The sequence below is a fragment of the Jannaschia faecimaris genome, assembly GCF_900107415.1.
Lineage (GTDB): Bacteria > Pseudomonadota > Alphaproteobacteria > Rhodobacterales > Rhodobacteraceae > Jannaschia > Jannaschia faecimaris.
In genome coordinates, this window is sequence record NZ_FNPX01000001.1 from 159,403 (window position 1) to 183,259 (window position 23,857).

Here is a 23,857-nt window from a genome sequence, read left to right on the forward strand (position 1 = left end):
ATCACGACATGGACCGTATCCAAGCCGCCATCGCACGTGCCCGCACAGCCCGCGAAGCCGTCCTCGCCGGCCACACCGCGCCCGGGCCCCAACCCGCCGCGCAGCCGGCGGTGTCGCCGCGCCCGGCAGACCCAGTTCCAGAACCGGCCAAGTCGACGACTGATCAGTCTTGGGATGCGTTGCAGTGGTTCGAACCCGACCCCGCACATCTGACCAAGCGCCGCATCGTGACCCGAGAAAGCGGCCCCAAAAGCGCGCCCTTCGACGTGCTGCGAACCCGCGCCCTGCAGCAGATGTCAGCGCAAGGGTGGAAGCGCCTGGCCGTCACCTCCCCCGGACCCGGCTGCGGCAAGTCGACCGTCACGATGAACCTTGCCTTCTCGCTGGCGCGGCGGCCTGACATTCGTACGCTGGTGATCGATCTGGATCTGCGCCGCCCGATGCTGGCGAACCTTTTGGGCATAAAGGACCGGCACGAGATCTCTTCTGTCATCCGCGGCACGTCTGACGCGCGCAGCCAGATCGTGCGCGTAGCCGACAACCTGGTCTTTGCGACCACGCGGACGCCGGTTCACGACCCGGCGGAACTGCTACAGGGTCGTCGTATCGGCGACATGCTTACGCGGTTGGAGGAGGATTTTGCCCCCGATGTCATCCTGTTCGACCTGCCCCCGATGATGGTCAGCGACGATGCAATCGCCTTCATGCCCAACGCCGACTGCGCCCTGATGATCGCCGCCGCCGAACAAAGTACGCTAAGCCAGGTCGATATCTGCGAGAAGGAACTGGCCGCGCAGACAAGCGTGCTGGGCGTCGTTCTGAACAAATGCAATCATCAGAGCGAGGGGCAGCGCTACGGCTATGCCTATGGGTCCGACGTCGATGGCTGAACCGCGGCCCGGCCCCGTCGCTCGGGGCCTGCGCGCCGTGGCACGAATACTGGATCCCGGCGTATTGCTGCATGGGGTCCGGATGCTGAATTACCACGGCTACGCCCACGTACGCCCGCGCCGCGCCATGACCTGCGGCAAGAATGTCCGGATCGCGCCGAACGCCTCGTTCCGCAATGGTGAGCGAATTACCCTCGGCGACGCGGTCCAATTGGGCGAACGTGTATCCCTCTGGGCGGGCAAGACGTCCGCGCGCATTGCAGTCGGCGACCGAACGACATTGGGTCCGGATGTTTTTGTGACGGCGGCTGACTACGGGCTGGCGGCGGATCAACGGATCGTCGATCAGCCGATGACTGAACGCGATGTTGTGATCGGGGCGGATTGCTGGATCGGGACCAAGGTCGTCATTACCGCCGGGGTGACGCTGGGCGACGGCTGCGTGATCGGGGCCGGATCGGTCGTCACCCGCAACGTTCCCGGCGGGGCCATCGCCGCCGGGATTCCGGCCCGTGTGCTCAGGCAGCGCGACTAGCCGCGCATCATCCAGATCATCCGTGCGCAGCGCAGGCGGATCAACGTCCCCAGCGCGCGCAGTTTCTCGGGCGCGCTCAGACCTGATTCTGACAGGACCCTCGGTGCTTGGACCAACGCCGATATCGGCATCGCCAATGCACGCAGCGACCAGGCCAACGCGCGCCCGCCGCGCGCCCGGTGCAGTTCCCGCGCCTCGGACATCAGACGCCGCCACTTGCGCGCCAGTGCAGCCCAATCGCCCCGCGACGGGTGCATGACCTTCAGGTCAGCACGATATGTCACCGGAAGCCCCGATGCCCGCGCCCGCAGACCCCAATCTTTGTCTTCGGACAAGCCGCCCCGAAATGGCCCCACGGCATCGAAGACGGCGCGCGGGACGACCATGTTCGCCGTCACCGAGAACCCATCCGATGCGATGTAGCGGGCATTGTCGAAGGCGAAGACCTGCTCGAACGCCTGGGCACCTGACAGGGGGCGGGGCGTTTCATGAAACACCTCCACCGCGCCGCCAACCGGCCCCGGTCCGCAGGTAAGCGCGATGCGGACCCAATCGGGTGACGGCAAACAATCGGCATCCAGAAACAGCAAGAGAGGCGCATCCGTTTCAGCCACGCCCCGGTTGCGGGCGGCGGCGGCCCCCGGTTCAGTCTCGACGATCAAGCGGGCATTTCCGACATCGACCGGATCGCGCGACCCGTTGTCGACGACAACAACATCGACGCCTTCGGGTACGTTCAGCGCGGCAAGGCAGCGCGACAGCCGGTCCTGATCGTCCTTGTGGGGAATGATGATCGCGGCCCGCGCGGTCATGTCTTGGCCAGAACGCCCCGCAGCGCATCCTCGTATCGCCGGAGGCGCATGCGCCCCCGGTCCGCCGCCTGATCGACCTCCCGCGCGACAAGGGTGCGGTTAACCCAGGCGTCGGCGACTGCCGCCTTGATCGTCTCTGCGTCCTGCGATGTGCAATCGACCGTGCGGGTATAGCCGAGCGAGCCGAACAGCCCCGCGAACTTGCGGCTGTAAGCCATCGGCACAACCGGCACGCCAGTCGAAAACGCGGCGATGCAGGCATGCATTCGCGCGCCAAGGAAAAAATCCATCGCAGAGATATATCCCTTCGCGGCGGACGGGTTTGCAAAGGCCGGGGCCAGCACCGTGCCCGGATGCCTTGCAGCCAATGCCTCGCAGGCGCGGAAATCATCCTCGCCCACCATCGGCCCGTCGGGCACGATCACGTGGGGGATCAGGTGCACTTCGGCCTTCTGGGTGTGGAAGTAGGCAATCAGGTCGTCGATCAGAGCCGGATAATCCAGCCCGATCCCGAACTCGTTCCTGCCGGTATATCCCCCCGCCATCAGCAAGCCCGAGACGTTCAGCCCGACCTTTGTCGCATCGCCCAAAGCAGGCCTTTCCCCCGCGGGCATCCGCAGCGCCACGTCGGATGCCAGGATCGGCGGAGCCTTCACGCCAAGCTCGGCCATGTGATCGCGCGACGGCTCGTCCCGTACAGCGACGAGGGCGCAGCGGTTAAGGTGCATACGGGCCGCGACCCGTGACGTGCGTTTGGTAAAGGGGCCCACGGTCTGCGGCGCGAAGACATAGGGTTTGCCTGCCAAGTGCGCCAGCGCCTTGAGAACGAACATCAGGCGGAGACGTTTGGTGCCGTAGATGTCGGCGAAACTGTCCCCGCCACCAATGTCGATCACCGCATCGGTCTGTCTCAACTCCGCCCAATAGCCTGCGCGCGCCTTGATCCACTTGCCCGACAGGGGAACAATACGAATATCGTCGCCGGTGATGTAAGACTCCCGAGCGTCGGGGTAATCGGCCAGCGTGATCTGCAACGTACGCCCCAGGTTGGATGCGACATCGCGCAGGATCGCCACCTGCGCCACGCTGAGCGCGCCCACGCCCAGGTTGTGCGACCGCGTGGAGTGCAGCAGCAAAAGCACGCGAAGCGGCCTGCTCACGACCGCAGCGCCCGTTTCAACGTGCCCATGAAATTTCGAATATTCCGGCGCAAACCATTCTGCCGCGACACGGCTTTCAGGTGCAAACCGCGATAGTCCGGCACCGGACGCCCCAGCAGACGCAGCGCGGCCAACCGGGCGCGCAGGCCCCGACGGCGATCGCGTTGCCCCGGTTGGAGCGCCTGGAGCGTCTTCATGTCAAAATCATCCAGCGCCAGCCGACCGGCGGCCTGTGCCCCCAGCGCAATCTGTTCACCAAGGATGGTGCGCGCCATGACAAGGCTGATCCCGTCTTCCTCCTCGAACATGGGATAGCCCTGCGAATCGACCTGCCAGGCGTCGGCACAGACCAGATCAGCGGCCATCCCCGTTCCGTCTGCGCAAATCTTGCAGCGATGCTGGACGTGTTTGGACAGGATGTCGCCCCAGCTATCGCGATAGCTCATTGAGCGCTCGGACCCGTCGGTCAGTGTTGCGGTCGCGCGACCGGGCCAGCCCTTGCCGCGATAGCGGAAGGCGACGACGTCGGCCTCCGACACCTCCAGCGCCTCCAAGATGCCCTGCGCCCCTTTTGCCGACGGCACGCCGGCACAAAAAAACGACAGGATCACCGGGATCGCCCGGGCGACCGCAGGATCCTTCGCCCGGATCGCGGCCAGCGCCGCAGCGTCGCACGGCTTGCCCACGAAGGCCACGCGGCGACCATCGGCAAGTATGTCGGGCAAAGCGTCCAGCGGAGCTGAAGGCGCATAGCGCGACCCGGCCGTGGTTGCGAAACAGGCCGGGTCTTCGGTCAGGACGGTGCGGTTCGCCAAAGGGTTGCGCGCGTCGGGCGCGTTCTGCACCACGGCTTGCACCACACCGGCGCGCAGCAAATGCGTCAGGATCGCCGTCAGCGCCCCACCCGAAGCACCGCGATGGCGCTGATCTGCGTTAGTGGACCAACCGGACCAAGCCTGACGATAAGGCCCCCACATCCGGTCATCGGAGCGCCCAACCGCGTCCACGCTCTGCCCAAGGCCCGGACAGAACGCCTCGATCCGGGTATCGGCACCGACGGGCAGCGGGGCAATCTGGGCGGGCCGAAGGAAGCCGCCATCGTCCATCCGCATCGAGATGGCTTCCGGAAAGACCCCCGAACAGCCGCCGCAGCCCGCGCACAGACTGCCACGCGCGACTCGGTCCAAGGCCTCGGACGCGCCCATGGCAACGTCCGCAAGGGGAGAATTAACTGTCTTCAACGTCTGCTCTGCCTGCCGCGGTTCGCCTTCTTGTGGGCATGCGGCTTGACCACAGCATCGCAAGACCCGCACAACGGCGCAAGTTTTTTCGCCCGAGGAGCTAGGGACATGCTGCGCGCCGCCCTGCTTTTGCTGTCCGGCAATGTCGCCACATCGGGTCTGCTGTTTGCGCGCAACCTGGCCGTGGCGGCCCTTATCCCGGTCGAGGATTATGGCATCGCGGCCACCTTCGCGCTGGCCATGGCGGCGGTCGAGATGGCCTCGTCCTTCGGGTTGCAGCAGCAAATCGTCCAGGCCCGCGACGGGGATGACCCGCGATTGCAGGACGCGCTGACCGGGTTTCAGCTGCTGCGGGGCGTGATTGCTGCCGCTGTCCTGTTCGCGCTGGCGGGCCCGCTCGCGACTTTCCTCGATATTCCGGAAGTGACTTGGGCGTATCGCCTGCTGGCCTTGGTACCACTCCTGAATGCCACGCAGCATTTCGACATCCATCGCCTGAATCGCGACAACCGGTTCGGCCCGCTAATCGCGACGAATACCCTGCCTTCCGCGGTAGCGCTGGCCCTGATCTGGCCCCTTGCGGCGTGGTTGGGCGACTGGCGCGTGATGCTGGCCGCAATCCTGATCCATGCCGTTCTGACGGCTGTCCTGTCGCACGCGGTTGCGGAACGGCCCTGGCGACCGGTGATGGACCGCGTTCTCTGGGGCCGCACCATAAGATTCGGCTGGCCTATCCTGCTGAACGCGTTGGTTCTTTTCCTGGTGTTCCAGGCCGACAAGCTGGCGGTGGGGCGCATCTTGGGTCTGGTGCCGCTGGGCGTTTTCGCGATGGGCGTGACGCTGACGTTGACGCCATCGCTCATCGCGGCACGCACCATCCAGACAGCCACCCTGCCTCGGCTGAGCGTGGCGGTTGGCGCGCACGGGTTCGACCGCAAGGCCAACGGCACGCTTGTGGCGTCGATGAGTGCAGGGCTAGCCGTCGCGGTCGCCGGCGTGGTGGGCGGCTGGCTGTCAGCACCTTTCCTGCGTGGTACCGATTGGGCCGGACTGACCGCGCTTCTGGGGCCGTTGGCCATCGTGCAGGGCTTGCGCATCGCCAAATCGGGAAGTGCGATCGTGGGGCTGGCTCTGGGTCGGTCGGGCAACGCCGTGATGTCGAACCTGCCGCGCGTTGTGGCCCTGATCGCGGGGGTCGCCGCACTGGCACAGGGGACAGACCTTTTGGTTCTGATCTGGCTGGGGGCCGTGGGCGAAGCGGCTGGCTTCGTGCTGTCCGCCGCGCTGGTCACGTGGCGCGACGGGGTGCGGTGGCGCATGGATCAGTCGATTGTTTTTGCGACGGGGGTCGTCCTGACGATCCTGTCACTGTCGTGGTCGCCCCTATTATTCGGGGCGGGTCTCGCGTTGCCGCTTCTGGCACTGATGCACCGAAAAGCGGCCTGACCCCGCGGCCAATCCGTGACACATGCGCATCAAACTCTTGCCCGATCCGCATATTAACCTTCCCCGAACGGACCGACGCGCGATAGTTTCGGCGCGATCGGTCCCGTCAGAGGACCACGAGCAGCAGACCGGCATCGCCGGACCGGAGCAGGCAATGACCGTGCATACGATCTTCCGCGCCCCCGTTGCGCTGGTAGGGGCCTTGGCCCTTTGCTTCGTCGTGCTCGCTGTCCAGGCCGCGCAGGCCGGTCGCACGATCTGGGTCGATGCAACCTCTCTCGACACTGCGCTGAGCGATGCACAGGCAGGCGACCTTCTGGTGCTCGCTCCGGGCGACTATGACACGCTGAACATCGAGAAAAGCGGCGCGCCGTTGCAACCCGTCGTCCTGCGCGCCGCCGATATCGAGAACCGCCCCGTCTTCCCCGGACTGCGGCTGACCGGGGCGGATCATGTCACGCTCGACGGTCTGATCTTCCGGATGCAGCCCCGGTCGGACACGGTAAAGCGCAACGTCCATATCCGCGACGCCGAGGACATCACCCTGAGCCGAAACCTGTTCGAAGGCGCGCGGCGGCCCGACACCGACGGGTTCGCGCATCCCTGGGGTTTTGGCCTGACCATCGACGACAGCACCGACGTGGCCCTGTTCGACAACGAACTGCGTGGCTTTGCGCGCGGCCTTGTGGTCCGCGGGGTCGACCGGCTGACGGTGGCCCGCAACGAGATACATTCCATGCGGACCGACGGGATGATTTTTGCTCAGGTGGCCGACGTTCTGATCGAGGACAACGTGATCCGCGATTTCGACCGCGCGCCCGGCCGTGGCGACCATCCCGATATGATCCAGTTCTGGACCCGCGATACCGAGCGGCCCAGCCGTCAGATCACCATTCGCCGCAATATCCTGAATTCCGGCGAGGGGTATTTCACCCAGTCCATCTTCATGCGCAACGAAATGGTCGACACCAACCAGGCCGGAGAGGACATGTTCTACCGCGACGTGGTGATCGAGGAGAATGTGATCATCAACGCGCACCTTCACGGCATCACCGTGGGTGCCACGGTCGGCCTGATGATCCGCCGCAACACGGTGGTGCGCAACGCCGCCTCGCAGGGGGACGATGGCAATATTGGTCTTTGGACACCGCAGATCACGGTAGATGCCATCGCCCGTGACGTACTGATCCTCAACAACGTCGCCCATGCCTTGCCTGAACCCGGCTGGCAGCCGGGCTGGGTCATCGCCGGAAACCAGATCGTACAGGACCTCATCCCCGGTCAGGCTGACCACTACGACCAAGTGTTTTTTGGCGTTTCGCCCGCCACACCGGCCAGGGTCACCGACTTCGCCGCCCGTCCCGGCGGGCTGCTGGACGGACGCGATGTCGGGGCGTCCCGCTTGGTCGCAATTTCCGTCGAAGTGGCCAAGACCGCCCCGGACGACGTCACAGATCCGGGGATGTCAGATCTGCGTGGGATCATCCGCCTCGAGCCGGACCGCTTGGCGCTCCTCGCAGACGGCGGTGCCGGCTCACCCCCCTTGGTGCACGAGTTGGGCGGCTCCGAAATTCTGCTGGGCGACACGTTGGCCCCGACCGTCCTGACGCGACAGATGACCGGTGCCTTGTTCGATGCCGCGCGCTTCGTGATCGACATGCGCCTGCGGCCGACGGGCGACTACCGTACCGCGGGCGAGGTGCTGCGCTTGCACGAGTCGCTGAAAGTCGGCGTCACCGGCCGGGGCGTATTCGAGGTGGAGGTCTTCAGCGATCTGGGTGGGGTCGCGCGCCTGAAGACACGCGCGACGTCGCTTTACCGCGATGCCGGCCCATTGGACCTGACCATAGCGTATGACGGTCCCGTCGGCGCGCTGACCGTCATCGCCAACGGCGAGATCATCGGACAGGCCCCCTTCTCGGGTCAGTTGCGCCCCGTCGCAAGCTGGGGGCTGTCCTTCGGGAACCCGTTCGGCACGCATCTCAGTTTCGACGGCGCGATCGAAACCTTCGAAGTCCGGACCGACCCCGCCGACATGACCGATGTCTTCGATATCATCAACGCGAGCGTCCGACAGTGACGGCAACCCTGACCAACCCACCCCGCCGCGCCACGTCGCAAAATGCGCCGGATTCGCAGGCACGGGCGACGTCGGACAAACTGCCGTTCCTGGTGGTGCTGTACCTGCTGTGCGTGATCCTGCCAGTTTCCATGAATGTCGGCGGTGTCTACCTGACAACGCTGCGGGTCTTGCTGTTACTTGTGACGTTGCCGATGCTCGTCAGCCTGCTCATCGGGCGCTACGGCAAGACGATCCCGACCGATTGGCTGTTCCTGGCGCACGCGGTCTGGCTGACTCTGGCGCTGGCGGTCAACAACCCGGACCGTGTGATCCAACAGGCCCCATCGGTCGGGGTGGAGTTCTTGGGCGGGTATGTCCTGGCGCGCACAACGATCCGTACGCGGACACAGTTCATTGCTATGTGCAAATGGCTGGTGGCACTCGTCCTATGTCTCTTGCCTTTTGCCCTACTTGAAACGCAGACGGGTGATCCGCTGATCCTCCGCGCAATCAGGGCCTTGCCCGGCGTTACCTCCGTCGACATAACCCGTGACGATCCGCGGCTTGGCATGGCGCGGGTGCAGACGACCTTCGCGCACCCGATCCACTTCGGTCTGTTCTGTTCGATTGCCTTCTCTCTCGCTTTCGTAGGCCTGCACAACGTCTATGGAAATACGCGGCGCTTCATCTCCGCCGCGCTGGTCGCTCTAGCAGGATTCACCGCGCTGTCCTCAGGGGCGCTTTTGGCAATCGCGTTGCAGGTCGCGCTGATCGGCTGGGCCTTCACTTTCCGCAAGACCGAGAAGCGCTGGTGGCTGCTGATCGGCCTGTTCGTTCTGATGTGGGTGGCGATCGACATCGTGTCGAACCGCGGGCCATTCCAGGTTTTCATGTCCTACGCAACGTTCTCGGCCCACAACGCCTATTGGCGGTCGATCATCTTCGAATGGGGCATCATGAACATCTTCGGCAGCGTGGAAAACAACGTCCCCGCCAGCCCCTGGTTCGGTATTGGCCTGAATGACTGGGCCCGGCCCGATTACATGTTCTCGGGATCGATGGATAATTTCTGGTTGGTGATGGGTGTGCGTTACGGCTTTCCGGGCTTCCTTCTGATCGCGCTCGGCTTCGTAATGCAGGTGAAGTCGCTGATGCAGTTGAAACTACCCCACGGTCATCCGTCGCTGTTTATCCGGCGGGCCTGTGTGTTCACGTTCCTGGGCCTGTCGTTCACACTGGCGACGGTGCATGTCTGGGGCAACGTTTATTCCTTCGTGATGTTCTTCGTGGGCGCGACCGGATGGATGGTGCAGACTAGCGCGATGGATGACGCGGGCGGTGGGGTTCCACTGCCCGCCACATCCGAACGGAAAGGTGCGAACTACAGCCGGTTCGCCCCCAGGACCGGGCCAGCCGCACGCCCCTATGCGAGACAACCGAGATGAGCGACCTGCCCCGACTTGGTGTGGTGATCGTGACACATCGCTCGGGCGACGTGGTGGGCGACTGTCTGGACAGCCTGCTGTCGTCCAAAGGCGTCGCGCTGTCTGTGGTGGTGGTCGACAACGCGTCGCCGGATGACACCGCAGCAGTTGTAGCGACGCGCCGCGCCACCAGGCCGCATGACATGACTTGGCTTCCGACCGGACAGAACGGCGGATTCGCCGCCGGGGTGAATATCGGCCTTGATCACCTGATGCAGGATCCGCAGATCACGCGCTTCTGGGTGTTGAACCCAGACACCATTGTTCTGCCCGGTACGGCGCGCGCCTTTGCAACCCATGCCCCCGCGCAGGACTTTGCGATGATCGGCGGACGCGTGACCTATGCCGACACGCCCGATGCAATCCAGATCGACGGAGGCACAATCGACTGGCGCACCGGCCAGACACGCAATCTCAACCAAGGCAAACCGGCCGACACGCCCCCGCCCGACCCCGACGACGTGGATTTCGTAACCGGGGCCAGCATGGTGGTCAGTCGGCAGTTCCTGGCGCAGGCTGGCAAGATGCCCGAGGCGTACTTCCTGTACTACGAGGAGGTCGACTGGGCGCTGCAGGCGCGCGATCTGCCTTTGCTGTACTGCGCGCAGGCCGTGGTGCAGCATCAGGCCGGAACCGCCATCGGGTCGCCCAAGCCCGGCCAAAGTGCCTCGCCGTTTTCTGAGTGGTTCAAACACCGCGCCCGGATGAAGTTCGTTCGGCGGCACCGCCGGGTCAGCTATTACGGGGCGGTCGCTTTCACCTTCGGCAAGGCGATCCAAATGCTGCTCAAACGCGACGCCAGGGCCGCCGAAGCGATCTTGCGGGGCGGTTTGGGTATGGCCCCGCCCCGCGCCGTGGCGGACCGGTTGGCCGAGGGTGGCGTCAAACTTTGACTTCAGGTCAGCACCAGATCGACTGGCGCACAGCCCGCAATCTCGCCGTGCAGCACGTCCCCTGCAAAAACTGGCCCGACCCCGGCCGGCGTTCCCGTTAAGATCACATCGCCGGGGGCGAGGTGATAGTATTTCGACAAGTCCGCGACGACGGCCGCGCAATCGTGAATCATCTCTCCCAGGGTCGCGTCCTGCCGCGTCTCTCCGTTGACCATGAGGTGAATGCGCTGGTCCGCCACGGCACCGAACTTCGCCGCGCGGGTCAGCGGGCCCAGCACGGCAGACCCCTCGACATCCTTGCCCAGGTCCCACGGGCGGCGCTTTTCCTTGGCCTGCCCCTGCAAATCGCGGCGGGTCATGTCGAGGCCCGCACCATAGCCGAAGATGGCCGCCTGCGCGGCGTCACGGCTACCCTGGAAGATCGGTGTGGCGATGGCGACGACGAACTCCATCTCGTGGTGATAGTCCTGCGTGCCCGGCGGATAGGACAGCGTCGCCCCGGCATGGACGACGTGCAGAGGGTTCTTGGTAAAATAGAACGGCGCTTCGCGATCGACCTCGTTCCCCATCTCGGCGGCATGGGCGGCATAGTTGCGCCCGACGCAGAAGACGCGCGTGACCGGGTACAGATCGTCACCCCCGGTCACGGGCAAGCGCGGGAAATCGGGAACAGGGAAGAGATCGGGCATGGGCTGTCCTTGATGTGGAATGGTCGCAGTAGAAGGCAAAGACGAGCCGCAGGCAATTGCCCGGCACAAAAGGCTCAGGCATCGTCAACACAGGAGGATCAGTGATGGCTGCTTGCCGGCAATGCGGGGGTTTTGGCACTAGGTTAACGCGTCAGCGCTGCGGAGGCTGTCGCGGCGACGGACAGGCGGTCGGCGGCGGCGATTGCGGCGTCTGTCAAGGTGCGGGTATCCGCGAAATTCAAGGCACCTGCACGATGTGCCGGGGGCACGGGGTGACCCCGGATCCGGCGGGCAGCAGCCCGGTGGCCCAGGCTGGGCGGACGGCACCCCCGGGCCCATCCGGTGACAGGCTTTGGGACTCCTCCGCGTTCCTGATGGGATGGATGGCGCGGTTACCGCGCTGGCTGGTCTGGTCGCTGTCGGTCATCTGCGGCCTGTCCACCGCGATCTGGACGGCGCGACAGCCCGACGTTCTGAACGGTATTATCGTGCTGGCCGGGTTTGCCGGGCTGTTCTTGCCAGTGCTGGCTTACGGTGCACTGCGTTATGCTCTAGGGCTCAGCATCCGGCTCACCATTGGGGCGCTGCAACTCGCCGTGCTTCTGTTCATCGGATACGTCGCGTTGGTTGCAATGGGCGTGGTGGAGCCCTAGCCGCCGTATTCCGACCGGTACCAGTCGACGAATGCCTGCACCCCATCCTCGACCCGCGTGCGCGCAAGAGGATAGCCCAGAAGATCGGTCAGCAGCGTCGTGTCCGCCCAGGTCGCGGGGACATCGCCGGGCTGCATGTCCATCAGGTTGCGGATCGCGGGCTTGCCGGTCGCCGTTTCGATGGCATCGATGAATCGACTGAGTTCGATCGCCTCACCGTTGCCGATGTTGACGATCCGGTGGGGGGCCACCGGGGACAGGCTGTCATGGGCACTCACGGGCGTGTTGCCGGGGGGGATGTCGATCAGGTCGGCGATGCCTTGGACAAGATCGGTGACATACGTGAAATCGCGGCGCATGCGTCCGTGATTGTAGACGTCGATTGGATCGCCCTTGAGGATCGAGCGGGTGAATTTGAACAGCGCCATGTCCGGTCTGCCCCACGGACCATAGACGGTGAAGAAGCGGAACATCGTCGTCGGCAGCTGGTAGAGGTGCGCATAGCTGTGGGCCATGACCTCGTTCGCCTTTTTCGTGGCGGCGTAGAAAGACATCTGCGTGTCAGCCTTCATCGTCTCGCGGTAGGGCATCTCGGTGTTTGCCCCGTAAGTCGAGGACGTGGACGCCAGAAGCAAATGCGCCGGCGGATGCGCCCGCGCCGCCTCCAGCACCTCGAATGTGCCAAGGAGGTTTGCCTGAACATAGTCGCGCGGCGCGTCGATGGAATGGCGCACCCCGGCCTGTGCCGCGAGATGGATCACCGCATCCGGTCGATGCTCCGCCGTCAGCGATTTGATCAGATCAGGTTCCGAAACGTCACCGATAACGGCGGTGAAATCGCCCGCCTCGGATAGCATGGCGTGACGGCGGCGCTTGAGCTCGGGATCGTAGTAGTCCGACAGGCAATCCAGTCCTACGACGCGCCAGCCGCGCGACAGGAGCAGGGAAGACAGGTGATACCCGATGAACCCGGCCGAGCCGGTGACGAATGCGCATCTCATGGTGCCCCTCGTGACCGAGAGACGGGGCGTCTGTCAAACGACGATTTCAGGGTTGGATCGAAACCGGCGATGCCCTTAGAGGACCCGAATGGCCGGACCCGCATTATCGGCAACATCCGGAATGGATGCCCCGAATCCCGGCACGTGCCGCGCCATCGCATCCAGCGCGCCTTCGGGTGCCCCACTTGCCATGGCATGCCGCAGCGATCGCAGAATGTCCGCCACCTCGAACTCGCTAAGTCCGGCTTCCCGCAGGCGAAAGATTTTCTTCTCGACGGTTGGTCGCTCCGACCCGTCGAAAAACAGCTCTTCATGCAGTTTCTCACCGTCGCGCAGCCCGATGAATTCAATCGCGATATCCCCTTGCGGGCTTGCGTCGCTCTGCACGGTATATCCCGCCTGTTCGATCATCTGGGTGGCCAGATCCACGATTTTCACCGGATTTCCCATATCCAGAAGTAAGACCTCGCCCCCTTCGGCCATGGACCCCGCGCGCAGGACAAGACGGGCCGCCTCGGCGATGGTCATGAAGTAGCGGGTTACATGCGGGTGGGTGACGGTGATCGGCCCGCCGCGGCGAATTTGATCCTGAAAGACCGGAACAACCGAACCGGACGACCCGAGAACGTTGCCGAACCGGACCACCGACAGCACCGGTCCACCTTCGGAAGTACGGCTTGCAATGTCTTGGACAACCAGTTCCGCTAGGCGCTTGGACGCGCCCATCACGCCGCGCGGGCGCACCGCCTTATCTGAGGAAATAAGGATGAACCGTTCAACCCCGGCACGGACGGCGGCGTTGGCCAAGGTCTGGGTACCAAGTACGTTGTTGGCCAGACCGGCGAGTGGGTTTTGCTGCACCAGCATGACGTGCTTGTAGGCGGCGGCATGGAGAACGATCTCGACGTCATGGTCGTTTAGAACCTGCCGAACCTGCCGCGGGTCGGTGACCGAGCCCAGAACAGGCACCAACTCCACCTTCTGGTCGCGGGCGGTGTTCTGCAGTTCCTGGTGCACCGTGAAGAGCGCGATTTCAGACAACTCAAACAAAATCAGTCGTTTGGGCGAATTGTCAATCAGCTGGCGGCACAACTCCGATCCGATGGACCCGCCTGCGCCGGAAACCAATATAGTCTTGCCCCGATAACTCTCCGCACCGTCGAGCAACTGGGTGTCCACCTCGTCGCGCCCAAGGAGCATCTTTGGCTTCAGCGGTTCAAACCGGTCAAGAAGCGGCTTCCGACCAATCAATTGCGAGAACGATGGCAGGGTCTGCACCTCAAGGCCCAGCCGTTGCAGGCGTCGTGCGATACGTGCCTGCTTGGGAGGGCTCAGCGAGGGTATGGCAAGCAGGACCCGGTCGATCCGCTTGCTCTGCGCGATCTCCGAAACGCGGACCGGCGTGTAGACTGGCAGACCCGAAACGCTGAGGCCCTGAAGCACGGGATTGTCGTCGACGAATGCGATCGGCTCGATTTCGTTGTGTCCGCGCAGCGCGCGGACGAGTTGCGTCCCGGTTGCACCGGCCCCGTAGATCAGGACCCGCATCACCGCTTTGCTGCGGCGGTAAATGGCCAGCACCAGTTGCAACAACACGACACGTGAAGTCGTTATCATCAGGAACAAGCTGGTCGCAAAGACCAGCGGCACCGACATCGGCATGCTCAAGCCAAAAACCCGCGCGAGGACAGCCCCGGCAATCGCCAGGAACAGTGACAAAGCGGCAGCCTGGAGCGTCGCATGACCATCGAACTCCGACAGGTTCACCGACGGAATTCCCAAGGTAACGAGCGCCCCTCCGGACAGGATCAACAGGTATGGGGTCGCCACCGAAAGTGTCACCCCCACGGAGGGCATCAGCCCCGGTTGGGGATTGAGAGCCAACGCAACCACCAGGGCAGCCACCACAAGCATCAGATCAAGCACAAAGAAGAACACGTACTTATGACGTCGTGTCAACGACTTGAGGAAAGCGTCCAGCTTCACGCCTCTGCGAATGATCATCGGTATCCCAATCAGAGCCCAAGGTGAGCAACAAACAGGTCCGGGTTAAGATTTCGTTACCAAAATACAAACGGCACCGTCGCTTGTTTCTGCGTGCCACTTCCGCCACGGCAAAAGTTGAAAAACGGCGGATACACGCAGAATATCACGGTAGCGCTGCCAGGCTGCACGCTGATTTTACGTCGAACGATTTGACGCGGCCGGTCCATCGTCTAGTGTGCCGCCACGGGCTGTATTTTGCTCGCCGACAATGAATTTTTCGTGGATTTCAGGCCAAGAATGCTGATTTTAGTGCGCCGTTTCACGGCCGTATTTTTCTGTCTTGCCGCAATCACGGGGTGCTCGCTGCCCCGCGGCGCGGCGCTCCAATCAGAGGTTCTGAGCGCGCGGGAGGATGCAAACGCCGAGTTTGCGCTATACCCGGTGACGCGCGCCCTTCTGCCATCCATCAGCCAGTGGCCGCATGTCGGTGCGCCCGGCCTGGAATGGATCGCAGCCAGCCAAGGAGCCAATGGTCAGGTCATCCGCTCCGGCGATGCTGTGACGCTGACCATCTGGGACAGTGATCCGAACTCTCTGATCGTGCCAGTCGAAGGCCGTCAGACCGTTCTCCAGAACCTTCTGGTGTCACCGGCAGGATCGATATTCGTCCCCTACATCGGGACCGTCCGCATCGCGGGGCACTCTCCCCAGCGCGCACGTGAGATCGTACAGGACGCCATGGGTGCAGTTGCGGGTTCGGCGCAGGTGCAACTCGCCCTGGCGCAAGGTCGCGCAAACTCTGTCGAGTTGGTGGGGGGCGTGCGGAATGCCGGAGCGTTCCCGATGCCAGACCGAAACTACACCGTGCTCAGCCTGATTGCCGCCGGTGGCGGCGTGGAAGGCAGCCTCGCCAACCCCCAAATTCGCCTGCAGCGCGGGTCGCGCGTCTTTGGCACGTCGATAAGCCGGCTCTATGCCGAGCCTAACCTGGACACGTTGCTGCAAAGCGGCGACCAAGTGATCGTCAAGGAAGACGACCGATATTTTCTCTCGGTCGGGGCGGCCGGCCGCGAAGCCCTGCATCCCTTCACCAAGGACGTCCTGAGCGCGATGGACGCCGTATCGATCATCGGCGGCATTCAGGACGGCCGCGCGGACCCAAAGGGTATCCTGATCCTGCGAGACTACCCGACAGATGCCTTGGCGGCAGGAATGCGCGGGCCGCGCAAGCAGCAGGTCATCTTCGCCATCGACCTGACGTCGGCCGATGGCCTTTTCTCGGCTCGGAAGTTCCAGATGATGCCCGGAGATCTGGTCTATGTGACCGAAAGCCCGGTCACTAGTACGCAGACGATCTTCGGCCTTGTCGGATCGGCCTTTGGCCTCGCGAACAGGGTGATCAACTGACGCGGCCCTTTGGCAAAGACCGGCGGGACGTGTCGCTCAGAACCGAAGCGATTCGATGTTCAACCGGCCCACACTGTCGGTCGCCGCGACCAGACGCTCGGTGATGCCCGCTTCAGACAGGGCGTGACCGGCGAAGGGCGCGAAGTCGAGCGACGCCCCGGACCAGCCCTGAGCCAGCAGGTGCGCCGACAGCGGGGGGCAAATCATGTCGTACCGTCCCTGTACAATGTGACCACGGATATCCTTGAGCCGCGCCAGGTTCGCACGAATCCAGCCGTCCCCTTCAAGAAATCCCCTGTTCGAGAAGTAGTGGTTTTCGAGTCGCGCAAACGCCCGTGCGTATTCGCCCCCCGGCTCGCCCGAACGGCCCTGCGAGTGGACCGACGCCAGCGCGTTTTCCCAAGACGCCCAGGCGCGGGCGTATTTCACCTGCTCATGCGGTGGCGTGTCGAACAGGCGGCGGTTGTACGCTTCGATAAGGTCGCCCTGCTCGTCGTCGGGGATCATCGCGCGAAAGCGGGCCCATTGATCGGGCCAGAACGACCCTGCGCCGCCACCGTAAAACCAGTTCAACTCCCGCTGCTCCATCAGGAATACGCCGCGCAGAATCAAGTGTGCCGCGCGGCCGGGATGCGTGATCGCGTAGATTAGCGAAAGCGTCGCTCCCCAGCTCCCGCCGAAGACGGCCCAGGCGTCAACGCCCAGCGCGGTCCGAATACGCTCGATATCCGCGACGAGGTGCCAAGTCGTATTATCGGCAACGCTGGCGTGAGGCCGGGACCGGCCGCACCCACGTTGGTCGAAGAGGATGACACGCCAGATCGCAGGGTCGAAGAACCGCCGCATCATCGGGCTGCAACCACCACCCGGCCCCCCGTGCAGAACGACAACCGGCAGGCCATCCGGGTTGCCACACTGCTCTACATAGACCTTATGACCATCGCCCACGTCCAGCATCTGCTGGTCGAAGGGGTCGATCGGCGGGTAAAGCGCTGTTGCGCTGGTCTGACGCGTGTTCTGATCCATCTCTGGCTCTATATAACGCGATGAAGCGTCTCCACCACCGGTGGAATCATGAAACCAATGCACACGACAGAGAATGCCATGAACACCACGATCGACGCCGCAGAAATCGAGAAATTCCAGGCTATGGCCGCAGAATGGTGGGACCCCAATGGCAAGTTCAAACCGCTGCACATGCTCAACCCGTGCCGTCTGGACTACATAACAACCCAGATCGCGGCGGAGTTCGACCGTGATCTGCAAACCGAACGCCCGTTCGAGGGCCTCCGTATTCTGGATATCGGCTGCGGCGGTGGCCTGCTATCGGAACCTATGGCCCGCTTGGGCGCGACCGTTGTTGGTGTCGATGCCGCGGAGCGCAACATCCCTGTCGCACAAGCCCATGCCGAACAGTCCGGGCTGGAAATCGATTATCGCCACACCTCGGCAGAGGATTTGCTCAGGACCGACGAGGCACCCTTTGACGCGATCCTAAACATGGAAGTGGTCGAACACGTCTCGGACCCGCTGGCCTACCTTACCGCCTGTCGCGATCTTCTGCGTCCGGGCGGGATCATGATCTGCTCGACCATCAGCCGAAACCCGAAATCCTATGTGATGGCGATCATCGGGGCCGAGCACGTCATGCGCTGGCTGCCCAAAGGCACGCACGAATGGTCGAAGTTCATTACCCCGGACGAGTTGTTCGCCCTGCTGGAGCAATCCGGGATGCGCCCCGAGGACCGGATGGGGTTCGTGTTCAACCCGATCACCTGGAGCTGGCGTCTGTCGGATCGAGACTTATCAGTGAACTACGTCACGGCCAGTGTCAGACCAGGCTGACGACTACTGGCTGCCATAACGCGCCATGAAGGTATCGACCGCACCATCGACAATGCGGCTGATCTCCTCCTCGGTCGCTGTCTCACGAATACCGAACACCATCTGCGTAAACAATTGTGCGTGGCACAACTCGATGAACTGGTCGGTCGCCAGCTTCAGGTCGTCGATCACAAGGTCGCCCTTGGCCACCGCCTGTTCGAAATAGGCGCACATCGTGCCATGGAAGACTTCCGGCCCGGTGCGATAAAACTCGCGGCCCAATTCGGGAAATCGATCCCGTTCAGCGACGCACATGCGAAATATGGCCTGGCCGAAGGGTGACAAGACCAGCCGCATCATTCGTCGACCGGATTGACCCAGAACGGTACGGGGATGGTCGTACGCGGCAAGGATTCGGCCTGCTTCCTCGATCTGGGTCAGACACTCTGTCTTTGCGACCTCCATAAACAGAAGGCTCTTGTCTGCGAAATAGCTGTAGAGCGTCGCCTTCGACACCCCCGCCGCCCTGGCGATGGCATCGACGCTTGCCCCTTCATAGCCGTCCGCCATGAACACTTCGCGCGCGCCCTCCAGAACCTGGTCGAACTTTCGGCCCCTTTTGATCGGCGTGGCTTCGTTCATGATATTCCCGCTATTGTTGTAGCGAGATATAAAGGGTGACGGCCTGTGCACAAGCTTCACCAGATCCGCGATGTTATGCGCCGCCCGTCAATTCCCTGCTTGACGGGTCGAGGCAGTTACCGGGGAAGGCGGCGTGGGGACCGGGTCCACCGTGGCGGTGAAGGTCAACGCGGGCAGGACAAATCCCCAGCCACCGGCATGGGCTGGAAACGCCAACAGCATAATTGCGACGATTGCGGTCGATGCGAAACGGGTCATGTGTCTTATCCTTTGAAAAACCGGGCCGGGCCCTCAGGTGAAGGGCGACGCCCCGAGAGGATGGCCCCAACGGGAATTGGCGGGACGCGGGCGAAATGGTGAGAGACTGTCAATCGATTGAACACGGCGGTTATCGTTGGCCCGGTCTCCGCACTATAAATATACTGAACGGTATAGTTCATATTTTGTTTGCCAGAGAATCTTACGCCCGTCAATGCGATTATGGACTGAACCGTTTAGTTTTTAACCGGTGCGGACAGGCCCCTCGCTCGAAGCCCGTCCGCTGGGTCGCTGGTCTGTAGGGAGACCGCGAACGCCCCGGCATATTGCGGCGCCGGCTTGGGTGTCCGATCATTGTCCGCGCATGTCATGAAAAACCTAATTTCCGACCGGGCGCAATTCGCGATAAATGGCCGTCAGCCAAACCTCGCCATGTCTTGCGCGGCCTTCTGCCGAAGGTAAGATGATTCCATGCCTGCAGTCTCGCGCAAAAACTTTCGTCGACACGCGCAATGCCGCACGTACGGCGCCCCATCGTGATCCGCCGTCTGGCTCTGCGCGCGGTGGTTGCCGTTGCCCTGGGCGTGTCGCTCTGGCTTGTCGCGGACCGCGTGGTCGAGCGGACCAGAACCGACCAACCCGCGCAGGCACCCGTGTCAGACGGTTGAACTGACTGCCCGTCTCACGCCCTTGCTGGACATGTCCGAACCCGCCCGATAGCCATCATTCATGTTGGCGATCTTCCTCAAAACAATTCCGTTCTTTGCGCTGATCGCACTTGGTTATTTCGCGGGCCGTACCCGGTTCTTCACGGCCGAGGCGACCGCCTACCTTACAAAGTTCGTCTTCTGGTTCGCGCTCTCGGCGATGCTGTTCAACTTCGCTGCCAATCTGTCACTTTCGGATATTCTCGACTGGCAGTTCATCACTGCGTATCTTTGGGGCTGCATCACGGTCTATCTGATTGCCACCGCCGTCGGCATGGTGCGCGGCCTGTCGATCGCCGAATCGGCGGTCGAGGCGCAGGTCGCCATTATCGGCAACGTCGGCTTTCTTGGCATTCCCATGTTCATCCTGCTTCTGGGCCCCGAGTCGGCGGGCCCGATGCTGATGGTTCTTGCGACCGACCTGATCGTCTTCTCGTCGCTCATCGTGATCCTGATCACCGGGTCGCGCGAGGGTCGGGTATCAGTCGCAACGCTTAAGACCGTGGGGCTGGGCCTGGCGAGAAACCCGATGATCGTGTCGATCATCCTAGGCATCGCCTGGTCTTCGACGGGGCGGGAGCTGTGGCAGCCAGTGAACGAATTTCTGTCGATCCTCGGGGCCGCCGCCACGCCAGGCGCGCTGTTCGCCATCGGGGCGTCGCTGGCAGGCAAAACAGCGGAGCGGATTTCCGTCGCGGGCTGGCTGACGTTCTGCAAGCTGGTTTTACACCCCGCCGCCGTGGCTCTTGCCGCGCTCGTCATCTTCCCGGTTGCCGATCCGTTCGCCGCCACCGTCATGATCTCTGCTGCGGCTTTGCCGGTGGCCGGTAATGTCTACATGCTCGCCCAACACTACGGCGTGGCCCCCCAACGTGTAAGCGCCGCCATACTCGTATCGACTGCCGTATCGATCGTCACCGTGTCGGTCATCATCGGCTTACTGACTGGAGGAACCTGAATGAAGACCGTTTCCGAGAACCGCTGCTTCGGCGGCACCCAGGGCGTTTATACCCATGCCTCCGATGCAACTGGCACCGACATGACCTTCGCCGTTTTCAAACCGGAACACGCCACGGGCGCGGTACTCTGGTATTTGTCGGGCCTCACCTGCACCCATGAAAACGCGATGACGAAGGCCGGGTTGCAGGCCTGGGCGAGCGATGCCGGCCTCACTGTAATATTCCCCGACACCTCGCCACGTGGCGAAGGCGTGGCGGATGACGACGCCTACGACATGGGTCAGGGCGCGGGTTTCTACGTCGATGCGACCGAGGGCGACTGGGCCAGGCACTTCCGTATGGAACGCTACATCACCGCAGATCTGCCCGAGACGGTCTTCGCCGCTTTCGACCTGGACGATACCCGCCAGTCGCTCACGGGTCATTCCATGGGCGGCCACGGCGCGCTGACGCTGGCCCTCAAACGACCCGATCGGTTCAAGTCCGTCTCGGCCTTTGCTCCCATCTGCAACCCGTCGGACAGCGAGTGGGGCATTCCGCAATTGACGGCCTACACCGGCGACCCCGCGGCGCATGATGCAACAGTCCTGTTGACGGCGGGCGCGAAACTGCCGCCCACGCTGATCGACACGGGCACATCGGACCAGTTCTACGACAAACTGGGCACCGCCGCCTTTGCCGGGGCCCTGACCGAAACGAAATCCGAAGCCACGCTCAATCTGCGGCGCGGCTACGACCACAGCTATTTCTTCGTCGCGTCTTTCGCAGCCGAACACATAGCCTTCCACGCGGAGCATCTGGCATGACGATCCGGGCCGTCATTTTCGACATCGGCAACGTCCTCATCGAGTGGCAGCCAGAGCGGTTTTACGATCGCGCCATCGGACAGGACCGCCGCAAGGCCATGTTCGCGCAAGTCGACCTGCACGGCATGAACGACCGGGTCGATCTGGGTCAGGGGTTCCGCGACATCATCTACGACACGGCCGAGACCTACCCAGAATGGCGCGCCGAAATTCGCATGTGGCACGACCACTGGCTGGAACTGGCGCGTCCAGCGATCGACCAATCCGTCAGGCTGCAACGGGCGCTTCGGGCCAAGGGCACTCCTGTCCACGCACTCACGAATTTTGGGATCGAAAGCTTCGAGTTGGCCAAGGGGCATTTCGACTTCCTGGCAGAATTCGACCGCGCATTCGTTTCGGGGCACATGGGCGTGATAAAACCTGACGAAGCGATCTACGAAATGGTCGAAGCCGACCTCGGATTATCCGGCGAGGCTTTGTTGTTCGCGGACGACCGCGACGCCAATATCGAAATGGCCCGCGCGCGCGGCTGGAACGCGCACCTGTTCGAGCATCCGCAGGGCTGGGCCGACCGGTTGGTGGCCGAGGGATTGCTGACGGTAGAGGAGGCCCGATGACCCCGCTGTTCATCGGTCCCGAAGCCGAGGCGAAACTCGACTGGATGAAGCTGGGCCAGGCCTTTGAGGCGGGACACCGGTTGGCCCGCGCGGACGTGAAGGACAGCTTTCTATACCGCGGCGAAGACACCATCCTCAGCCGCGCCGCATGGATCGACGGGTTGGGCGCGCTGGTAAAGACGGCGACCATCTTTCCGGGCAACAAGGCCTTGGGCAAACCGACGATCGGGGGTGCCGTTTCCTTGCTGTCCGATGCTGATGGCACTCTGGCCGCGACGCTGGACTTCGCGCTGGTCACAAAGTGGAAGACCGCCGGCGACTCAGTCCACGCAGCGACCCGCCTGGCCCGCCCCGAGAGCAAACATATCCTGATCGTCGGCTCCGGCACGGTCGCACGGTCGCTTCATCAAGCCTATTCCGCCGCGTTTCCCGACGCGGTTTTCACGGTCTGGTCACGCACCGCCGCCACCGCTGCCACCTTTGCCAGGGCGCATGATATCGCCCATGCGACCGATCTGGCTCAAGCCGTGAGCCAGGCCGACATCGTCACCTGCGCCACGATGGCGGCCGAACCGGTGCTGCGCGGCGAATGGTTGCGCCCGGGTCAGCACATCGACCTGATCGGGGCCTACCGTCCTGACATGCGGGAGGCGGACGACGAAGCCCTGCGCCGCGCCACCCTTTTTGTCGACTCCCGCGCCACGACGCTCGATCACATCGGGGAGCTGAAGATTCCATTGGCGGACGGTGTCATCACCAGCGACGACGTGCGGGCGGACTACTATGACGGTGACGCGATGCGGCGCACCTCGGACGAGGAGATCACGCTGTTCAAGAACGGCGGCGGGGCCCATCTGGACCTGATGACCGCGCGCTACATCCTGGACGCAGTCGCCTGAAACCCGCGCGTCGGGTCAGATCAAACCTTCTGCCCGGAACGACACCTCCGCGCCCTTTCCGATCACCAGATGATCGTGCAGCATGATTCCCAGCAGGGCCGCCGCATCCCGGATGGCGATGGTCATCGCGATATCGGCCTCTGACGGGGTGGGGTCGCCTGACGGGTGATTATGTACCAGGATCAGAGCTGAAGCGTTCAATGCAAGAGCACGCTTGACCACTTCGCGCGGGTATACAGGGACGTGATCAACTGTCCCTTCGGCCAATTCCTGATCCGCGATCAGCACGTTCTTGCGGTCGAGATAGAGCACGCGGAACCGCTCTGTTCCCTGATGCGCCAGCGCGGTCTTGAGATAGTCCAGCAAGGCATCCCAGGACGACAGGATGGGGCGCTCGATCACCTTGGCGCGTGCCATGCGATGTCCAAGCGCCTCCAGAATCTTCAACTGCTCGACGACGGCCTGCCCCGCGCCCTTCACCTCGGCCAGTCGATCGGCCGGGGCGGCCATTACACTGTTGAGGTCCCCAAACGTGCACAGCAACCGTTTGGCCAACGGCTTGACGTCGCCGCGCGGCAAAGCACGGAACAGCAGCAGTTCGAGAAGTTCATAATCAGGCATCGCCGCGGCCCCACCCTGCATGAATCGCTGCCGCAGGCGGGCGCGATGCGCCAGCCGCGAGTCGAGTTCGTTGCCGGTGCCTGCGCTTGGGGGGACAGCGCGCGCAGGCACCGGAGTGACCGAACCGAACAGATCGATAGGAGAGGCTTCGCTGAAACTGCCGGCGATGCCATGGGTCGCGTCTGATGTGGGTCGGGTCATGTGCCGACATTGACCCCGAACAGGTTAAAAAGGCGTTAAACCGTTTTTAGCGCAGAATCGCGAC

The 23,857-nt window shown here is 63.2% G+C and carries 24 protein-coding genes; 14 read left to right on the plus strand and 10 right to left on the minus strand.

Going from position 1 to position 23,857, the window contains the following annotated elements; genetic code table 11:
• Window positions 1–8: 8 nt before the first annotated feature.
• The gene (locus BLV27_RS00770) at window positions 9–890 is read left to right on the plus strand and encodes a CpsD/CapB family tyrosine-protein kinase (protein WP_092640817.1); all 882 of its coding nucleotides are present in this window, start codon (window positions 9–11) and stop codon (window positions 888–890) included.
• Entirely contained in the window at window positions 883–1,425 is a 543-nt protein-coding gene (locus tag BLV27_RS00775; protein ID WP_170831310.1) for an acyltransferase, read from the plus strand. Before BLV27_RS00770 ends, BLV27_RS00775 begins: the two co-directional genes overlap by 8 nt.
• Here BLV27_RS00775 and BLV27_RS00780 read toward each other — a convergent pair.
• The 3 genes from BLV27_RS00780 to BLV27_RS00790 are packed head-to-tail and all read right to left on the minus strand — an operon-like array spanning window position 1,422 to window position 4,602.
• Window positions 1,422–2,237 (minus strand): glycosyltransferase family 2 protein, encoded by an 816-nt coding sequence (locus BLV27_RS00780; protein WP_092640823.1) that lies wholly within the window; start codon window positions 2,235–2,237, stop codon window positions 1,422–1,424. The two genes, BLV27_RS00775 and BLV27_RS00780, sit on opposite strands and share 4 nt — an antisense overlap.
• Window positions 2,234–3,397, minus strand: a complete 1,164-nt coding sequence (locus BLV27_RS00785; RefSeq protein WP_092640826.1) for a polysaccharide pyruvyl transferase family protein — start codon at window positions 3,395–3,397, stop codon at window positions 2,234–2,236. The genes BLV27_RS00780 and BLV27_RS00785 overlap by 4 nt, the downstream gene beginning before the upstream one ends.
• On the minus strand, window positions 3,394–4,602 hold the full coding sequence (locus BLV27_RS00790; RefSeq protein WP_092640829.1) for a Coenzyme F420 hydrogenase/dehydrogenase, beta subunit C-terminal domain: 1,209 nt from the start codon (window positions 4,600–4,602) through the stop codon (window positions 3,394–3,396). The genes BLV27_RS00785 and BLV27_RS00790 overlap by 4 nt, the downstream gene beginning before the upstream one ends.
• Before the next feature lie 144 nt (window positions 4,603–4,746).
• Here BLV27_RS00790 and BLV27_RS00795 point away from each other — a divergent pair, with 144 nt between their 5' ends.
• Genes BLV27_RS00795 through BLV27_RS00810 form a run of 4 tightly spaced genes read left to right on the plus strand, consistent with a single transcriptional unit; the run spans window position 4,747 to window position 10,523 of the window.
• Window positions 4,747–6,084 (plus strand): oligosaccharide flippase family protein, encoded by a 1,338-nt coding sequence (locus BLV27_RS00795; protein WP_092640833.1) that lies wholly within the window; start codon window positions 4,747–4,749, stop codon window positions 6,082–6,084.
• Window positions 6,085–6,106: 22 nt separating this feature from the next.
• On the plus strand, window positions 6,107–8,164 hold the full coding sequence (locus BLV27_RS00800) for a right-handed parallel beta-helix repeat-containing protein (protein WP_092640837.1): 2,058 nt from the start codon (window positions 6,107–6,109) through the stop codon (window positions 8,162–8,164).
• Window positions 8,161–9,591: an O-antigen ligase family protein gene (locus BLV27_RS00805; protein ID WP_092640840.1), complete on the plus strand. Its 1,431-nt coding sequence runs from the start codon at window positions 8,161–8,163 to the stop codon at window positions 9,589–9,591. Before BLV27_RS00800 ends, BLV27_RS00805 begins: the two co-directional genes overlap by 4 nt.
• Window positions 9,588–10,523 carry a glycosyltransferase family 2 protein gene (locus BLV27_RS00810; protein WP_092640843.1) on the plus strand — a complete coding sequence of 312 codons (936 nt, stop codon included), beginning with the start codon at window positions 9,588–9,590 and terminating at the stop codon, window positions 10,521–10,523. The genes BLV27_RS00805 and BLV27_RS00810 overlap by 4 nt, the downstream gene beginning before the upstream one ends.
• A gap of 2 nt (window positions 10,524–10,525) precedes the next feature.
• Here the strand turns inward: BLV27_RS00810 and BLV27_RS00815 are convergent, their stop codons facing one another.
• A complete protein-coding gene (locus BLV27_RS00815; protein ID WP_092640846.1) occupies window positions 10,526–11,212 on the minus strand; it encodes a fumarylacetoacetate hydrolase family protein in 687 nt (228 codons plus the stop codon).
• 272 nt (window positions 11,213–11,484) lie between these two features.
• Here BLV27_RS00815 and BLV27_RS00820 point away from each other — a divergent pair, with 272 nt between their 5' ends.
• Entirely contained in the window at window positions 11,485–11,865 is a 381-nt protein-coding gene (locus BLV27_RS00820) for a hypothetical protein (protein ID WP_139176524.1), read from the plus strand.
• Here BLV27_RS00820 and BLV27_RS00825 read toward each other — a convergent pair.
• Together BLV27_RS00825 and BLV27_RS00830 are read right to left on the minus strand one after the other, a co-directional pair.
• Window positions 11,862–12,866, minus strand: a complete 1,005-nt coding sequence (locus BLV27_RS00825) for an NAD-dependent epimerase/dehydratase family protein (RefSeq protein WP_092640852.1) — start codon at window positions 12,864–12,866, stop codon at window positions 11,862–11,864. The genes BLV27_RS00820 and BLV27_RS00825 overlap by 4 nt on opposite strands.
• A 75-nt stretch (window positions 12,867–12,941) precedes the next feature.
• Window positions 12,942–14,870 carry a nucleoside-diphosphate sugar epimerase/dehydratase gene (locus BLV27_RS00830; RefSeq protein WP_244504493.1) on the minus strand — a complete coding sequence of 643 codons (1,929 nt, stop codon included), beginning with the start codon at window positions 14,868–14,870 and terminating at the stop codon, window positions 12,942–12,944.
• Between the two features lie 279 nt (window positions 14,871–15,149).
• Between BLV27_RS00830 and BLV27_RS00835 the strand changes: the two genes are divergently transcribed.
• The gene (locus BLV27_RS00835) at window positions 15,150–16,259 is read left to right on the plus strand and encodes a polysaccharide biosynthesis/export family protein (protein ID WP_092640855.1); all 1,110 of its coding nucleotides are present in this window, start codon (window positions 15,150–15,152) and stop codon (window positions 16,257–16,259) included.
• 36 nt (window positions 16,260–16,295) lie between these two features.
• Here the strand turns inward: BLV27_RS00835 and pip are convergent, their stop codons facing one another.
• On the minus strand, window positions 16,296–17,285 hold the full coding sequence (gene pip / locus BLV27_RS00840; protein WP_092640858.1) for a prolyl aminopeptidase: 990 nt from the start codon (window positions 17,283–17,285) through the stop codon (window positions 16,296–16,298).
• Window positions 17,286–17,363: 78 nt separating this feature from the next.
• On the opposite strand from pip, the gene ubiG reads away from it, so the two are divergent.
• Window positions 17,364–18,104: a bifunctional 2-polyprenyl-6-hydroxyphenol methylase/3-demethylubiquinol 3-O-methyltransferase UbiG gene (ubiG, locus tag BLV27_RS00845; protein ID WP_092641994.1), complete on the plus strand. Its 741-nt coding sequence runs from the start codon at window positions 17,364–17,366 to the stop codon at window positions 18,102–18,104.
• A 3-nt stretch (window positions 18,105–18,107) separates the two neighbouring features.
• On the opposite strand, the gene BLV27_RS00850 is transcribed toward ubiG, so the two are convergent.
• Both BLV27_RS00850 and BLV27_RS19255 read right to left on the minus strand, forming a co-directional pair.
• Window positions 18,108–18,728: a TetR/AcrR family transcriptional regulator gene (locus BLV27_RS00850; RefSeq protein ID WP_425283628.1), complete on the minus strand. Its 621-nt coding sequence runs from the start codon at window positions 18,726–18,728 to the stop codon at window positions 18,108–18,110.
• Window positions 18,729–18,812: 84 nt separating this feature from the next.
• Entirely contained in the window at window positions 18,813–18,983 is a 171-nt protein-coding gene (locus BLV27_RS19255) for a hypothetical protein (RefSeq protein WP_170831311.1), read from the minus strand.
• Between the two features lie 536 nt (window positions 18,984–19,519).
• On the opposite strand from BLV27_RS19255, the gene BLV27_RS19970 reads away from it, so the two are divergent.
• The 5 genes from BLV27_RS19970 (at window position 19,520) to BLV27_RS00870 (ending at window position 22,971) form a co-directional block, all read left to right on the plus strand.
• Entirely contained in the window at window positions 19,520–19,651 is a 132-nt protein-coding gene (locus BLV27_RS19970; RefSeq protein WP_280140277.1) for a hypothetical protein, read from the plus strand.
• A gap of 61 nt (window positions 19,652–19,712) precedes the next feature.
• Window positions 19,713–20,648 (plus strand): AEC family transporter, encoded by a 936-nt coding sequence (locus BLV27_RS00855; protein WP_092640864.1) that lies wholly within the window; start codon window positions 19,713–19,715, stop codon window positions 20,646–20,648.
• Window positions 20,649–21,455 carry an S-formylglutathione hydrolase gene (fghA, locus tag BLV27_RS00860; RefSeq protein ID WP_092640867.1) on the plus strand — a complete coding sequence of 269 codons (807 nt, stop codon included), beginning with the start codon at window positions 20,649–20,651 and terminating at the stop codon, window positions 21,453–21,455. It abuts the gene before it with no gap.
• Window positions 21,452–22,072: an HAD family hydrolase gene (locus BLV27_RS00865; RefSeq protein ID WP_092640871.1), complete on the plus strand. Its 621-nt coding sequence runs from the start codon at window positions 21,452–21,454 to the stop codon at window positions 22,070–22,072. Before fghA ends, BLV27_RS00865 begins: the two co-directional genes overlap by 4 nt.
• On the plus strand, window positions 22,069–22,971 hold the full coding sequence (locus BLV27_RS00870) for an ornithine cyclodeaminase family protein (protein ID WP_092640874.1): 903 nt from the start codon (window positions 22,069–22,071) through the stop codon (window positions 22,969–22,971). Before BLV27_RS00865 ends, BLV27_RS00870 begins: the two co-directional genes overlap by 4 nt.
• Before the next feature lie 15 nt (window positions 22,972–22,986).
• On the opposite strand, the gene radC is transcribed toward BLV27_RS00870, so the two are convergent.
• On the minus strand, window positions 22,987–23,793 hold the full coding sequence (gene radC / locus BLV27_RS00875) for a RadC family protein (RefSeq protein WP_092640877.1): 807 nt from the start codon (window positions 23,791–23,793) through the stop codon (window positions 22,987–22,989).
• Between the last annotated feature and the right edge of the window lie 64 nt (window positions 23,794–23,857).

Bases quoted from the DNA above. Each gene is read 5' to 3' on its own strand.
- BLV27_RS00770 (WP_092640817.1), top strand. From the start codon at position 9: ATGGACCGTATCCAAGCCGCCATCGCACGTGCCCGCACAGCCCGCGAA.
- BLV27_RS00775 (WP_170831310.1), top strand. From the start codon at position 883: ATGGCTGAACCGCGGCCCGGCCCCGTCGCTCGGGGCCTGCGCGCCGTG.
- BLV27_RS00780 (WP_092640823.1), bottom strand. From the start codon at position 2,237: ATGACCGCGCGGGCCGCGATCATCATTCCCCACAAGGACGATCAGGAC.
- BLV27_RS00790 (WP_092640829.1), bottom strand. From the start codon at position 4,602: ATGGGCGCGTCCGAGGCCTTGGACCGAGTCGCGCGTGGCAGTCTGTGC.
- BLV27_RS00795 (WP_092640833.1), top strand. From the start codon at position 4,747: ATGCTGCGCGCCGCCCTGCTTTTGCTGTCCGGCAATGTCGCCACATCG.
- BLV27_RS00800 (WP_092640837.1), top strand. From the start codon at position 6,107: ATGCGCATCAAACTCTTGCCCGATCCGCATATTAACCTTCCCCGAACG.
- BLV27_RS00810 (WP_092640843.1), top strand. From the start codon at position 9,588: ATGAGCGACCTGCCCCGACTTGGTGTGGTGATCGTGACACATCGCTCG.
- BLV27_RS00815 (WP_092640846.1), bottom strand. From the start codon at position 11,212: ATGCCCGATCTCTTCCCTGTTCCCGATTTCCCGCGCTTGCCCGTGACC.
- BLV27_RS00825 (WP_092640852.1), bottom strand. From the start codon at position 12,866: ATGAGATGCGCATTCGTCACCGGCTCGGCCGGGTTCATCGGGTATCAC.
- BLV27_RS00830 (WP_244504493.1), bottom strand. From the start codon at position 14,870: ATGATCATTCGCAGAGGCGTGAAGCTGGACGCTTTCCTCAAGTCGTTG.
- BLV27_RS00835 (WP_092640855.1), top strand. From the start codon at position 15,150: ATGCTGATTTTAGTGCGCCGTTTCACGGCCGTATTTTTCTGTCTTGCC.
- pip (WP_092640858.1), bottom strand. From the start codon at position 17,285: ATGGATCAGAACACGCGTCAGACCAGCGCAACAGCGCTTTACCCGCCG.
- ubiG (WP_092641994.1), top strand. From the start codon at position 17,364: ATGAACACCACGATCGACGCCGCAGAAATCGAGAAATTCCAGGCTATG.
- BLV27_RS19255 (WP_170831311.1), bottom strand. From the start codon at position 18,983: ATGACCCGTTTCGCATCGACCGCAATCGTCGCAATTATGCTGTTGGCG.
- BLV27_RS00855 (WP_092640864.1), top strand. From the start codon at position 19,713: ATGTTGGCGATCTTCCTCAAAACAATTCCGTTCTTTGCGCTGATCGCA.
- fghA (WP_092640867.1), top strand. From the start codon at position 20,649: ATGAAGACCGTTTCCGAGAACCGCTGCTTCGGCGGCACCCAGGGCGTT.
- BLV27_RS00865 (WP_092640871.1), top strand. From the start codon at position 21,452: ATGACGATCCGGGCCGTCATTTTCGACATCGGCAACGTCCTCATCGAG.
- BLV27_RS00870 (WP_092640874.1), top strand. From the start codon at position 22,069: ATGACCCCGCTGTTCATCGGTCCCGAAGCCGAGGCGAAACTCGACTGG.
- radC (WP_092640877.1), bottom strand. From the start codon at position 23,793: ATGACCCGACCCACATCAGACGCGACCCATGGCATCGCCGGCAGTTTC.